General features: G+C 73.8%; 17 protein-coding genes and 3 pseudogenes. 14 read left to right on the plus strand and 6 right to left on the minus strand.

Features of this window, described 5'->3' with window-relative positions:
• Positions 1-139: 139 nt before the first annotated feature.
• On the minus strand, positions 140-616 hold the full coding sequence (locus tag UK82_RS28380) for a DinB family protein (RefSeq protein ID WP_055410374.1): 477 nt from the start codon (positions 614-616) through the stop codon (positions 140-142).
• 762 nt (positions 617-1378) lie between these two features.
• Here UK82_RS28380 and UK82_RS32105 point away from each other — a divergent pair.
• Genes UK82_RS32105 through UK82_RS28400 form a run of 3 tightly spaced genes read left to right on the plus strand, consistent with a single transcriptional unit; the run spans position 1379 to position 3116 of the window.
• On the plus strand, positions 1379-1915 hold the full coding sequence (locus UK82_RS32105; RefSeq protein ID WP_055410378.1) for a hypothetical protein: 537 nt from the start codon (positions 1379-1381) through the stop codon (positions 1913-1915).
• A complete protein-coding gene (locus tag UK82_RS28395) occupies positions 1912-2109 on the plus strand; it encodes a hypothetical protein (protein ID WP_055410380.1) in 198 nt (65 codons plus the stop codon). The genes UK82_RS32105 and UK82_RS28395 overlap by 4 nt, the downstream gene beginning before the upstream one ends.
• A gap of 32 nt (positions 2110-2141) precedes the next feature.
• Positions 2142-3116: a hypothetical protein gene (locus UK82_RS28400; RefSeq protein ID WP_055410382.1), complete on the plus strand. Its 975-nt coding sequence runs from the start codon at positions 2142-2144 to the stop codon at positions 3114-3116.
• 158 nt (positions 3117-3274) lie between these two features.
• Here the strand turns inward: UK82_RS28400 and UK82_RS28405 are convergent, their stop codons facing one another.
• The gene (locus UK82_RS28405) at positions 3275-3619 is read right to left on the minus strand and encodes a hypothetical protein (protein ID WP_055410383.1); all 345 of its coding nucleotides are present in this window, start codon (positions 3617-3619) and stop codon (positions 3275-3277) included.
• Between the two features lie 123 nt (positions 3620-3742).
• On the opposite strand from UK82_RS28405, the gene UK82_RS28410 reads away from it, so the two are divergent.
• The 5 genes from UK82_RS28410 (at position 3743) to UK82_RS28430 (ending at position 5746) form a co-directional block, all read left to right on the plus strand.
• Positions 3743-4162 (plus strand): hypothetical protein, encoded by a 420-nt coding sequence (locus tag UK82_RS28410; protein ID WP_152990044.1) that lies wholly within the window; start codon positions 3743-3745, stop codon positions 4160-4162.
• A gap of 89 nt (positions 4163-4251) precedes the next feature.
• Entirely contained in the window at positions 4252-4386 is a 135-nt protein-coding gene (locus UK82_RS41740; RefSeq protein WP_255354373.1) for a hypothetical protein, read from the plus strand.
• Entirely contained in the window at positions 4383-5045 is a 663-nt protein-coding gene (locus tag UK82_RS32110; protein ID WP_083507416.1) for an RNase adapter RapZ, read from the plus strand. Before UK82_RS41740 ends, UK82_RS32110 begins: the two co-directional genes overlap by 4 nt.
• A 258-nt stretch (positions 5046-5303) precedes the next feature.
• Complete coding sequence (locus tag UK82_RS28425) at positions 5304-5519, plus strand: hypothetical protein (RefSeq protein WP_055410386.1); 216 nt, start codon at positions 5304-5306, stop codon at positions 5517-5519.
• A complete protein-coding gene (locus tag UK82_RS28430) occupies positions 5516-5746 on the plus strand; it encodes a hypothetical protein (protein ID WP_055410387.1) in 231 nt (76 codons plus the stop codon). The genes UK82_RS28425 and UK82_RS28430 overlap by 4 nt, the downstream gene beginning before the upstream one ends.
• Positions 5747-6045: 299 nt before the next feature.
• Here UK82_RS28430 and UK82_RS43490 read toward each other — a convergent pair.
• Positions 6046-6957 (minus strand): annotated as a pseudogene (locus tag UK82_RS43490) (endonuclease/exonuclease/phosphatase family protein); the annotation flags it as partial.
• Here UK82_RS43490 and UK82_RS28440 point away from each other — a divergent pair.
• On the plus strand, positions 6844-7332 hold the full coding sequence (locus UK82_RS28440; protein WP_152990045.1) for a hypothetical protein: 489 nt from the start codon (positions 6844-6846) through the stop codon (positions 7330-7332). The pseudogene UK82_RS43490 and the gene UK82_RS28440 overlap by 114 nt on opposite strands.
• A 107-nt stretch (positions 7333-7439) precedes the next feature.
• Here UK82_RS28440 and UK82_RS28445 read toward each other — a convergent pair.
• The 3 genes and pseudogenes from UK82_RS28445 to UK82_RS43500 all read right to left on the minus strand — a co-directional run.
• Positions 7440-7943 (minus strand): DUF6245 family protein (locus UK82_RS28445; protein WP_236706556.1); only part of this gene is annotated, 504 nt, incomplete at its 5' end.
• A 248-nt stretch (positions 7944-8191) separates the two neighbouring features.
• Positions 8192-8598 (minus strand): annotated as a pseudogene (locus tag UK82_RS43495) (integrase); the annotation flags it as partial.
• A 1-nt stretch (position 8599) separates the two neighbouring features.
• A pseudogene (locus UK82_RS43500) lies at positions 8600-9478 on the minus strand (tyrosine-type recombinase/integrase); the annotation flags it as partial.
• Here UK82_RS43500 and UK82_RS41745 point away from each other — a divergent pair.
• From UK82_RS41745 to UK82_RS28470, 5 genes are all read left to right on the plus strand, one after another.
• Positions 9472-9597 carry a hypothetical protein gene (locus tag UK82_RS41745; protein ID WP_255354374.1) on the plus strand — a complete coding sequence of 42 codons (126 nt, stop codon included), beginning with the start codon at positions 9472-9474 and terminating at the stop codon, positions 9595-9597. The pseudogene UK82_RS43500 and the gene UK82_RS41745 sit on opposite strands and share 7 nt — an antisense overlap.
• A 436-nt stretch (positions 9598-10033) precedes the next feature.
• Positions 10034-10357, plus strand: a complete 324-nt coding sequence (locus UK82_RS34225) for a hypothetical protein (protein WP_152990046.1) — start codon at positions 10034-10036, stop codon at positions 10355-10357.
• Positions 10347-10886, plus strand: a complete 540-nt coding sequence (locus tag UK82_RS28460; RefSeq protein ID WP_055410397.1) for a bifunctional DNA primase/polymerase — start codon at positions 10347-10349, stop codon at positions 10884-10886. Before UK82_RS34225 ends, UK82_RS28460 begins: the two co-directional genes overlap by 11 nt.
• Before the next feature lie 115 nt (positions 10887-11001).
• Positions 11002-11661: a hypothetical protein gene (locus tag UK82_RS28465; protein WP_055410399.1), complete on the plus strand. Its 660-nt coding sequence runs from the start codon at positions 11002-11004 to the stop codon at positions 11659-11661.
• Between the two features lie 174 nt (positions 11662-11835).
• Positions 11836-12588 carry a DUF5131 family protein gene (locus tag UK82_RS28470; protein ID WP_055410401.1) on the plus strand — a complete coding sequence of 251 codons (753 nt, stop codon included), beginning with the start codon at positions 11836-11838 and terminating at the stop codon, positions 12586-12588.
• Positions 12589-12763: the final 175 nt, after the last annotated feature.

Here is a 12763-nt window from a genome sequence, read left to right on the forward strand (position 1 = left end):
CCAGCCGTTTACGGGGGGTCCGGTGGGCGGACGGGTGGGTGGGCCGGTGGGTGGTTCCACAGGCTGTAGGGATCGGGCGGAGATGGCGAGTCGCCGTCGTAGTTGGCGACTTCGGGGACGGTGTGGCGGTCCCCGCCTGCTATCCGTATACGCCAGTGGCCCCGTCGGTGAGCTCCCGCACGATGTCGGCATGGCCCGCATGGCGGGCCGTCTCCTCGATCATGTGGACGTAGATCCACCGCAGTGATACCTGGGGCATGTTGGGGTGGGCGACGACGTCGTCGAGCCCGTACCCGGCGGCGATCGTCCGGGACCGCGAGCAGGTGCGGTCGTACTCCGCCAGCAGAACCTCCACGGTGTCGGTGTCCGTGAGAATCCAGCTTTCGTCCCCATCGTCGGCCGGTGGCGCGCCGGGGCCGTCGGTCAGCCGGTGAAACCAGTCCCGCTCGACCACCGTCAGATGTTTGACCAGGCCGGCGAGAGTGGTGAGCGAGGGCAGCAACCGGCGGCCGGCGTCCTGGTCAGGAACACCGCGCACCTTGTGGACGAGTACATCCCGGTAGAAGTCGAGAAAGGCCTCGAGAACCTCGCGCTCGCCGGCAGTGCCGGCCTGCATGACCCGCAGTAGAGGCATACGCGTCCGTGGCGGTGGCATGCCGGCAACCGTAGCGCGCCGGAGGGACAGCCAGACCATGAGGACCGAATAGTGATCATCCGAATGCCGCTCGCGGGCCAGCGAGGACGGTGAGGTGCCTGGAGCTGGTAGCGCGGGACGCGCCTGCAGACGTCGCGCGGCCTTCAACCACGGTCACTCGTGTTGGCGGAGCCGGCACTCGCCAACTGTCTCCCCAAGCCATGTCCGCGTGCTGCGTGCGCCAGCTCTGGCCAACTACCGTGACGACCGGCGCGCTGGCACTGGCCAACAACGGCGAACTGCCAGCTCAGGCTGGCCATGTGCACCCGATCCCTACACAGGCTGTGACCGTGCGGGGCGCCGGCCGCCGGCCGANCGTCACGGATCCGAACATCCCCCTTGACGATACAAGGTGACCTTGTATCGTGGCGGGCGTGGAGATCACGAGCACGCAGGATGCGGCGCTGGGCACGGTGATGACGGAGGTCCTCACCGCCTACCACCGGCACACCGCCAACGCGCAGGCGCATCTCGCCGAGGCGCTGCTGCACCCGGACGAGCGGGTCCAGCCCGGGGAGCTGGACGAGGACGGCGAGCCGATGACNCCGGACCACCTCACCCCGGCCGAGCACCAGGCGGCCGCGACCATCGAGGCGGCGCTCGCGCAGGCCGCCGCCACCGCCCTGGCCGCGTTGGCGACCACCCGGGCCTCCCTGCGCATCCCGGCGACGGCGGTGGCCAGCGATGCCTGAGCCCACCCCGATCGAGATCCGGGAGCTGACCGATGCCGAACGGCAGGAGCTGCGCGACCAGGTGCTCGGGGTGGCGTGGACGTGGGCCCGTCGGCTGGCCGACCTGCAGCCCGCCGACGGGCCGATGAGCCCGTACGACGGCGGCGAGGACTCCCAGCGCGCCGCGGCCCTGGCCCGCGGCCGTGCCCTGGAGTTGCTCGCCGCGACGGCGAGCGCGGCCGCAGTCGACGACCTGGGCTACGCCGGCGAGCCGGCCGTCCCGCCCGCGCCGGCGGCGGTGGCGATGTGGACCCGCGACCAGGTCCTCGCCTACCTCGCCGACGCCGGCAGGCCGCTGACCGCGGACACCTGGTCCGGGTACGTCACCCGCGCCCAGGCCCCCGCCCCTGCTCGGCGGGTCGGGCGCACCCCGATGTGGGACCCGGACACCGTGCGGGCCTGGCAGGCCGCCCGGCGCGGCCGCGGCTGGCGCGCCGGATCCACCGGACCGCACCACCAGGACGACACGGCGCGGGAGGCAGGCTCATGACCCTCACCGAGGCCCGGGCCCTGGTCGGCACCGACCGGCTGTGGCTCGTCCCCGGCACCGGCAAGGTCCTCGTCGGCGTCCGCGTCGACGACGTCCGGGTCAGCTACGGGCGCACCCAGCTCCAGGTCCAACCGCTGTCCGGCCGCGGGCATCGGTGGATCGACGCCGAGATGACCCAGGACGTCGAGGACTGAGGGGGTATCCTGCCACCATGGACGATCATCACGTGACGATCGTGGACGGGGCCGGGACGTGCGCCTGTGGCTGCGGCCGGCCCCGGCCCGCCCCGCCCGCCGGCGGCGGCCGTACCCCGCTCTACGCCTCCCGGGCCTGCCAGATGCGGGCCTACCGGGCCCGCCAGTCCGCCCGCCCGGCGACGCCGGCGGACCCGCCGTCCGTCGCGCCGCTGCTCGCCGCGGTGCGGGAGCTGGCGGCCGTCCTGGACGCCGGCGAGACGCCGAGCGCCACCCAGACCGACGTCGTCCACGCCGGGATGATGGCGCTGCTCGCCCGCGCCACCCCACCACGGGCACTATCGCGACGCCGGTACGGCTACCTGCCGTGGGTCGACGCCGCCCGCGTCGGCCGGCAGCTCGCGCTCGCCCCGGACGACGACGTCGACCAGGTCGCCGAGCGGCTACGCACCGCCGGGGCCCTGGCCGTCGGCCCGGCCCAGACCAGCCAGCGGGCCTGCCGGGACTGGGTCGACACCTGGCGCGAGCAGCACCCTGCCGCGCCGGCGATCGCGGCCGTCCAGGATGTCCCGGTGGTGGCCACACCGGACCCGGCGCCGGCCGGTACCACCGACGGCACACGACCGTCACGTGACGACCGTCCCCGCCGGCGGGCCGCCCGGACACCGCGACCGGTGGTCGTGCGATCCGACACCGGGGACCGGCCGCTGACCGAGGCCACCTCGGCCGCAGTCCGCGCCCTCGCCGCGGCCGGCGTCGACACCCAGCCCGTCCTGACCCGCGGCGAGGGCGGGACAACGTGGACGGTCACCCTGGACGGGGTGCGCCTGGGAGAGGTCGTCCGCGACCTCGGCCCCCACGGCGGCCGGGTCTGGCGGGCGGCCGTGGGGGCCGGCGCGCGCCTGCCCGACACCGCCCCTACCCGCACCGCAGCCGTCGACATGATCGTCGGCCATCTGTCCGACCTGGCCCGTCGCGCCCGCCGCGCCACCCTGCGCGCCTCCTGACCAACCTGCGATGCGAGCGGGACTCACGCGAACGCATGTTCGTATCGGTGGAGGCCTGGAGGGTCCTGTCGAGCAGGACCCTCATATGTGCCCGCACGATTTTGGTGAGCCGGCGGGGATGGTGAGCGTCCCGTCGGCGGTGTGCTCGTGAACAGGTCTCAGCCGGCGGCGCGGCGTGCGCGGATGAGGGCCTGGCGCACGGCCTCCCCGTCGACCCGGGCCACCGTGGCGTCCCCGGCGGCGGCTCCCGCCTCTGCCACGGCGGCCGCGGCCGCGGCGTAGGTGCCCTGGCTGACGACCAGCTCGTCCAGCGCGTCCGCGTACACCCCGGCCAGGCGCCGCTGCGCGTCCTCCCCGACGACCCGCCGGGCCTGGTGCGCCGCCGCGGCGCGCGCCGCCGGCGGCAGCGCCTCCAGCACCTCCAGCGCGTCCGCCAGGGCGTCGCGCAGCAGCGCCGCCGGATCGTCGGGACGCGTCGCCTGGTGGTCGTCGTCGCTGGTCATGCCCTGACCGTATACCGCCGTACACCCCGGACGGTCACGCATCCGCACACCATCATGTATGCCGGTGTACACACCCATGTATGCCGGTGTACACACCCATGTATGCCGGTGTACGGTCCCGGTGTGGACATCAGGATCCCCGGGCTGACCCGGCCGCAGGCCCACACGCTCGTCCGGATCACCACGACCCTCGTGGAGGCCGACGGCGAGGTCGGGACCACGCCGCGGCGCGCCCTGCACCCCCGGACCCTGGCCACGCTGGTCCGCGCCGACCTGGCGTGGGCCCACGGCCCGTCGGCCGGACCGACCCCCGCCGGGATGGCGACGGTCACCGCCGCCCTCGCCGCGCTACTCGGCGGCGAGCAGCTCGCCCCGATCCGCCGGCGCGCGGACGAGACGTGGCTGCCGCAGACCGTCGGCATCTCCCTCCACCCCGTCTACAGCGGGTGGGGCGTGGACGTCCGATCTGGGGCGATGGCCCGGCCGCGCGGCTGCTACGGCCCGTACCTGACCGTCCTGCCCACCCGCTACCACGTCCGGTAGCCCACCAGCTCCGGGCGCGGCGCTCATCTGCCAGGACGCACGCCGCGCCCGGTCCCCCACCCCAGTCATCCCGGGAGGAGACCTCCATCATGACCCGCCTGACCCTGCTACTCGGCCTGGTCCGCCGGACCTGCGGCCGCTGCGGCACCCCGATCCGCTGCTACAGCTGCGCCACCCACGGCGGCTGCTGGCACCGGCTCTGCGCCAAGTGCGGCGCCGCATGACCACCGTCACCGTCGTCTCGTTCGGCTACCTGCACGGCGCGCCGCCGGCCGCGCACATCACCCTGGACCTGCGGGCGCATTTCCGGGACCCGCACGTCTCACCCGAGCTGCGCCACCTCACCGCCGCCGACCAGGCCGTGCGGGACGCGGTGCTGGCCACCCCCGGCATCACCGACCTGATCGACGCCACCGTGGCGGCGGTGGCCGCCTACCAGGCTGGCCCGTCGGCGGGCCCGCTCACCGTCGCGGTCGGCTGCGCCGGCGGCCGGCACCGCGCCGCCACCGTCGCCGGCGAACTCTCCAGCCGGCTCGGCGCCCGGCTGGTCCACCGGGACCTGCACCGGCCCGTGGTCACCACGGGCCGGGACCGCACCGGGACGGCCGGCCCGTACGACACCGAGGCCCAGGCCGCCGCCGGCCCCGTCGCGGCGGCGGTGCGCGCCCTGCACGACGCCGGCCGGGTCCGCTCCGGTGACCCCGACGGCGTCGTGCGCGCCGTCCAGCTCGCCGCGCTGACCGCGGCGGCCGCCGACGCCGGCGTTGCACTCGGCGCCCAGGACACCGCCACGCTGGCCTGGCTGGCCGGGTGGACCCCGGTCACCGTCCAGGTCGTCATCGGCCTGATCGCCCGCGCCACCGGCGCGGCCGCCGCACACTGATCACACCGNCTCCGCGAACACCCCGGAAGGAGACCCCCCCATGCGCAGGCGGACCACCGTCGCGTTGGAGCTGTCCAACCTCGCGCAGGACGCCGAGGACACCGGCCAGCCCCGGCTGGCCCGCGCCCTGGACGACGCCGCGGCCGCGGTCGCCGCCGGCCGCGCCCACCCCGACGCCGCCCTCGCCGAGATCCTCCCCATCGTCGCCCGCACCGGCATCGACCCCGAAGACCGCTACTGACCCACACCGGAGGACCCGTGACCCGCCCCACCCGCGAGCAGCGCCTCGCCACCGACCAGGCCATCCGCGACGCCGACCACCGCCGGCTGCAGGCCCGCGTCCTCGACGCCGCCGACCGGCTCGACCCAGCCGACCAGAGCCTGTCCGCCCAGCAGATCCGCGCGACCGCCGCCGACATCATCAGCGCCCCTGACGTCGCCGACCAGCGCGAGGCCGTCTGGGGCGCCCAATGACCGTTTCCGAGGACGCCTACGGCCGACTGATCGCGCTGACGATGAGCCTGGCCGACAAGCACGACGGGGCCCGCGAGTTCATCGAGGCGGGCCTGCCCGACGACGTCCGTGCCGCACTGCCCAAGATCGAGGACGAGGCGTGGGCCCGGATCTCCGCGGCCGACGGCGGCAAGTTCGCCGCGCAGCGCGCCGACGAGATCGACCGGGCCCGCAGACGGCGCCGCTGACCCACCCCTCCACCCCCGCGGCCCCGGTCCGGCATCCCGCCGGCCGGGGCCGCGGCACGTCCCCACCAGATCCCCAACAGCGCCGGTACCGTCCCGCTGGCCGGCCCCCGCGGGCGGCGTGTCGCCGCGCAGACCCCCCTCCAAAAGGGGCTCCGGCTCTATGAGGAGCTGGAGGGCGTCCGGGCGGACACCGCCCAGCGTCACCAGCGTCAGCGGTAGGCCCACAGGTTGGTCGTGTCGACCAGCTCGGTGTCGAGGACGGTGAGGATGCCGTGGTGGTCGCTGGCGCCGGCGGGGGNGTCGAGCAGGTCGTAACGGGTCAGGGCAGGCGCGAGCGGCCCGGATACCCAGATCTGGTCGATGCGGTCGTCGGTGCCAGTGCGGCGCAGCATGCCCGGGTCGCCGGTGCGTTCGTGCAGATGCCAGGCGGCGTCGACGTAGCCGCAGCGTTCCAGCATGGTGGCAACGCGCCGGTCGGGGGCCAGCGCACCCTCGGCGTCGACCTGGACGGTGCGGGCGGCGAGGTTGTAGGGCCTCATCGCGGCATAGTCCGGCTCCGGGCCGCGCGCCGGCGGATAGTTGATGTCCCCACCGATGATCGCGAACGGCGAGTATTTGTAGCCGCGGGTTGCGATCAGCTTTACCTCCTGGACCGCGCGGTCCGGAGAGTGCGGGTCCAGATGGGCGGACACGACCGCCAGCGGTCGCGGCAGCCCGACGTCGAAGGTCGCCACCCCGAAACCGTGGACGCTCCCGGCCTCGGCCCAGTCGGTGTTCCACCGCCGCCAGCGGCCTACCGTCTCGCGACGGTAGAGCAGCGCCGGGCGGATCCCGGTGCCGCTCGGCGGTAGGGGGCAGGCGTCCATGTCCAGATCGGCCATCGCCCGGCCGAGCTGCTTGTGCCCGTACCGGTCCCAGTCAGACGCCTCCTGGAGCAGCAGGAGATCCGGGCGAACCCGGCGGATCCGCTCGGCCAGCTGCGGCCAGCGGTCCTGAGGATCACCGTCCCCGCTCGCGAGCCCTCCATGAGCCAGGTTCTGGGCCACGATCGTCAACTCCACTACATGTCCTTCCCGCACCGGCCTACCGTCACATCCGTGTCCAACTCCTATCAGCGGGTCATCACCGCCACCACGGCCGGTCCGATCACCCTGCACCTGACCGGGACCGCCGACGTCGACCTGACCGCGGCCGGCGGTCCCGACGACCATGCGCAGATCACCCTGCGGGCAGCGGCCGGGAGCACCGCCGCCGCCCAGGTCGACGCCGTACCCGTCCACGAGGACGGCACCGACGTGCACCTCACCCTCACCACCGGGTCCCCAGCGCCGGGAGCACGGCCGGATCGGGTCCACAACCAGATCACCGGCAACGTCAGCGGCAGCATCATTCAGGCCGGCGACATTGGCGGCGGGATCGTCCTGGGATCCGGCCGGCGCGGCCGCGATGTCACCGTGCAGACCGGTGCCCCCAGCACGACCGTCACAGTCACAGCCCGGCTACCCGCCGGCTCGACCGTGCTCCTCACCGGCCAGCCCGCCACCCTGCGTACCAACGGACCGCTCACCGTCCGGATCGTCGGATGAGGAGACGGGTGGAGACCCGCTCACGGACACCGCGCGGCGCGCCGCCCGCCAGGCCGCAGCCTCCACCCAGGTGGACGCGCACCGCCCCGACGGTGACGCCAGGGGTTCTACAGGCCGACGGAGCGCAGCATGTCGAGCAGGATGTCGACGTTGCCGACCGCGTCGGTCAACGCCTGGCGGGCGTCTCGGAGCTGCTCGCTCTGCCCGGCCAGAGTGGCCACGTCCCCGGTCGCAACAGCCCCCTGCGAGGCGGCGATCACCCCGAGCAGCGTGTGCAGGCCAGTGACCGCGTGGGCGGCGGCGACCGGGATCGGGCCGGTCTCGGGATGCTGGGCGATCAGCCGCAGCACCTGCCAGCGCACGAACCCGATCCGGCGCACCGCATCGTCGGCGACTCCCGCCGAGACCAGCTGCTGCTCCCACGCGGCATGCCGGGCGGCGGCGTCGTCCACGGCCCCCTCGGCGAGGACGGCCTCGGCCTGGGCCATGCCCAACAGCGCGTTGACCATCCTCAGCCGGTACGCCTCCACACCCCCGAGCCGTGCCGCCTCGGCTGCATGCTCCGCCGGGGTGTTCGCCCCGTCGTACAGGCCCAGGGCGGCCATCGCCGCNGCGATCTGCCCTACCGTCGCCGGCTCGTCGTCGCCCCGCGGGCGTGTCTGCTCCACGCCACCGGACCCTAACCAGCCCCTACCGGACATCGGCCATCACCGCCGTACAGACCACACCCGGCTGCCGCCAACGGCATGTCCGCCCTCGGAAGCGGGCCGATTTATGGAACCCCTCGGCACCGCACACCCGCGCGGAGGTGGGTGTGGACTGGTACATGGCCCACCGGCCGTGGGGCTCAGAGGGCGCNGGTCATGGGGTTGTCGCGCCACTGATCGACGGCGCGGATGTAGGAGTGCACGACCGGGCTCGCGGGTGACCACCGTCCCTGACGAGCGATCGCGGAGACCGGGGCGCCGGCGCGGGCGGCCGCGGTCGCGCCGCCGGCGCGCAGACTGTGCGCGCTGAACCGCTCCGCACCGGGCAGCTCGGCGCGCACGGCGGCGGCGCGCACCGCCCGGTTGATGCCGTCCCCCGACATCCGTCGGGCGGCGATGCGGCCGTGCCGGTCGACAGCGCGCAGCAGCGGCCCGGCGACGATGCCGTGGTCGGCGAGCAGGTCCAGCCAGCCGCGGACCGCCCGCACCGGGCAGGTGTCGGGATGGCCGCCGTAGGGCACGGCAACGGTCTCGCCGATCGCGTCCTGGTCGGTCTTGCNCGCGCGGACGTGGACGATCAGGCCCTCGTCGACCTCGTCGACGTCGCCGATGTCGAGCGCGGCCAGCTCCGAGCGGCGGCCCATCATCGCCACCCCGAGCACAAGCAGCGCCCGGTCGCGGATGCCGAGCGGCCCGTCGGGGACCGCGGCGACCATCGCACGCAGCTGGTCGCGCGCCGCCGGCGGCGCCTGGCGCACCCGGACGCCAGCCTCGGCCTGGGCCCGGCGATGGGTCCGCAGGACGAGGCGGGCGCCGCGGGTGTCCGGGCCGGGCAGACCGGCGTCGCGGTGCGCCCGGCGGATCGTGGAGATGGCCTGTTCGATGCTCGCCGCGCCGGCGCCGGTGTCGACCAGGGCGCTGACGTACTCGGCCAATGTCGCGTCCGAGCACGGCGACGCGGTGCGGCCCTGCTCGGCGCACCACGCCGTGAACCGCTCCCACTGGCGGCCGTAGGCCCGGCGGGTGTTCGCCGCGGTGGCATCGGCGATGCGCTGCGCGGTGATCGTGCTGATCGTGTCGTCGATCGCGCCGGCCGGGGCGGGCACGGCGACCGCCGTCACGATGGTGCTCGGCTCGATCTCGGTCGTCATCGTGCCGATCCCCGCCCGTTCGATCATGGATTCTGACTCGCGATATTGCATGTTATCGCGACCCAGAACGGACAGGGGGCGGGGCTGGGCGGCGCGACCAGGAACCTGCCGCGGGCGCCACTCGTCAGGATTTCCGTCAGCTCTGGCGACATGCCGCTTTCCGGAGTTGGCGGGCGGACCAGCGCCCGGCTGCAGCCACGTGGGGACTGCGGCGGGGCGCGTGTCGTCGCGCGGGGCAGCCGTTCCCGCGCCACGCGTCCTCCCGTAGATGGAGGAGAGCAATGGCATCGACCTGGAACTGGCGTGGTGTTGGTCTGACCGAGGGGCAGGAACGGCTCATCCGCGTCATCGTCTGGATCATCGTGGTGATCGTGACGATGGCGGTCCCGTCCCTGCACCAGATGTAGACCGCACCCGGCGCCCTTCGACATCCCCCGACCGAAGGGCGCCACCCGATGCCCCCCCCCACGACCGGCGAGACGGTGCTCAGCGAGCTTCGCCAGTCACCCATCCAAGATCGAATGAGTAAAGAATTACTCGCCCTCACGGGTCACGGTCGCGGCACATCGGCGCGCCGGCCGCAGGCGACGCGGACGATCCCCGCCGGCGCCGGCGGACCCGCGACCCCAACCGGCGCCCAGCGCTGTCGCACGGGTGCGTTACGGTAGGGGCGCGGTCATGAACCGTGGGCCCGGCTCGAGGCCCGGGGAGCTCGTCCGGCCCGTGACCGGATGGCCCCGAAGGTGCTCCGCGCCGAGCCGCCTCTCTCTTCTTGTTCGTTCTCGGCCGACGCGTCCCGCGCGGCGAGTTCACGGGATCGCCGCGGTGCTGGAGGACCGTGCCATGCCCAAAAACCATGCCCGCAAGAACGCCCTCGCCGCGATCAAGGACACCTACAGCGTCGACCACACGACGGCGATCGCGATCCTCGACGACCCGGCCAACCAGCTGCTCTGCGAGGACTGCGGCTGGACAGTCGGGATGGTCTGCCCCGAGTGCCCCAAGGGCTGCGGCTGCGAGACGCGCTGCACCGGCTGGCGCCACGACGAGTACCGCGAGTCCGACGGCGAGCCGGACGAGTACGAATGCGACTGCGGCTACCACGGCGCGGAGGACCACTGCTGCGAGTGCGGCGCGGCCCCCGCCGAGTACCACTGTGCCTGCTGACCAGCCGGCGGCGACGACCAGAGCCGCGGCCGTCGAGGCAGCCAGCCGGGGACTCGCGGTGTTCCCGCTCCCACCCGGCGCCCGCCGGCCCGCCGCCGGCGGCTGGCACGCCCGCTGCCTGACCGACCCCGGCGAGATCGCCGCGTCCTGGCCCGCCGGCGCGAACATCGGGATCGGCTGCCGGGCGTCCGCCGTCGTCGGCCTGGACCTCGACGTCGCCGGCGACGGACCCGGCCAGCTCGCCGCGTTCGCCGCCCGTCTCGGCGAGGACTGGCCCGACACCCTGACCGTGCGGACCCCCAGCGGCGGCGCCCACCTGTACTTCCGCGTCGGCGCCGGCTGCACCATCGCCAGCGTGTCCGGCGGGCGCACCGCGCTCGGCGCCGGCATCGACGTCCGCGGCCCCGGCCGGCGCAGCGGCGGCTACCTCATCGGCCCCGGCTCGCTCGTCAACACCATCGCGTACGTCATCGTCCGCGACATCCCGATCCAGCCACTGCCCCCCTGGATCTCGACCCGGCTCCGGTAACCGCAGCGGCCCTCGACACGCCGCCGAAATGCATCACCGATGCATCACTGGTGCGCCGGTGCCGGCCTGGTTAGGTGTCGGATCAAGACCGACGACCCGGACAGTGGAGCGTGCGATGACCACGGCACCACCCAGCACCGCGGCACCGGCCGCCGGCTCCGCCAAGGCGGCGCCGGGGCGGCCGCGGTTGACCGGCCCGCAGGCGGTCGCCGCGCGCCAGCTCGTCGCGGCCGCCGCGGCGCTGCCGGTCAGTGCGGATGCCCGCCTGTTCGCGTTGGTCCTGGCGGTGCGGGCCGCGCGGACCGGGTGGGCGAACGTGACCTGCCAGGACCTGCGCCGCTACGCCAACCCCCACGGGGTGCTCGACGAGCTGCTCGCCGGCGGCTGGATCACCGCCGACGATGACCGGGATCCGCACCGGGTCGTGGACGCCGACCCGGCCGACGCGCTCCCCCTGCAGGCCGGTGGGCTCACCGGGCTGGTCGACCCGCCGATGGGCGAGCTGATGCGCAGCCGCGTGTCCGGCTGGATCACCCGCACCAGCGCGGCGAAGCCGTTGAAGAAGACCGACGCCGCCGCCCGCCTGCTGGCGCTCGCGCTGGTCCTCGACGCCGACCCCACCACCGGCCGCGGCCACCTGCCCGACGACCTGCCCGAGCAGGTCCTCGCCGCCCTCACCCCGAAATGGATCGTCCTGCTCGACGGCGGCGGCTACCAGCTGACCGACGCGGCCGCCGACACCCTGCCCGTCTACCAGCCCACCCCGCAGGCCTGACCGCACACCAGCAGTTCACAGCGGGCGCCACCGCGACCGCCCATGGGGGGTCCGGGCCGAGACAGGTAATACGGCGGCCGGATTTTCGCTGCCGGTCCGGATTTGACTATCCGCCTTTACTTCGCCCGGTATCCACGAAATAATTCTCCTGGAGACTGGAGGAGGGAAATCCTGATGGCGGATCATAGCGGTATCGAATGGACCGAGGCTACCTGGAACCCCACGACCGGGTGCGATCGGATATCCGCCGGGTGTGATCACTGTTATGCTCTGACGTTGGCTCGACGGTTGAAGGCGATGGGGTCGGCGAAGTATCAGAACGACGGGGACCCTCGCACCTCGGGGCCGGGGTTCGGGGTGACGGTCCACGCGGATGTCCTGGCGGTGCCGCGCCGCTGGCGGGAACCCAGGCTGATTTTCGTCAATTCGATGTCGGATTTGTTTCATGCTCGGGTGCCGGTGGATTTCATCCGGGCGGTGTTCGAGGTGATGGCCGACACGCCGCAGCACACCTACCAGGTGCTGACGAAGCGGTCCCGGCGGCTGGCCCAGCTCGCGGGCGGCCTGGAGTGGCCGTCGAACGTGTGGATGGGGGTGACGGTCGAGGACGCCGCCGCTGTCCACCGGGTGGACGACCTCGTCCAGGTGCCCGCGGCGGTGCGGTTCCTGTCCTGCGAACCGCTGCTCGGCCCGATCCCCGGCCTGGACCTGACCGGTGTGCACTGGGTGATCGCCGGAGGAGAGAGCGGGCCGCGGCACCGTCCGGTGGAGCAGGCATGGGTCGGCGGGCTACGGGATGCGTGCCAGGACGCGAGGACACCGTTCTTCTTCAAGCAGTGGGGTGGGTCGACACCCAAGGCCGCCGGCCGGCTTCTGGACGGCCGCACCTGGGACGAGATGCCCCGGGCCCATGCGCCGGTCGCCTGATCCCCCATCAAAGGATGGGAACGGAAACCCGCCCGCGCGGGTGCCTATCGGGGTAGCTCGTAGGGCGGGACGGGCGGGGTGTGCCGGTACAGCCGTATCCCGTGCGGCGGGGTGTTCTTGACTATCTCGAGACCGGGGAAAAAGCTGCCCTGGCCGGTCGCGTCGTCCGCACGGT

It is taken from the genome of Frankia sp. ACN1ag, assembly GCF_001414035.1.
GTDB classification, from domain to species: domain Bacteria; phylum Actinomycetota; class Actinomycetes; order Frankiales; family Frankiaceae; genus Frankia; species Frankia torreyi.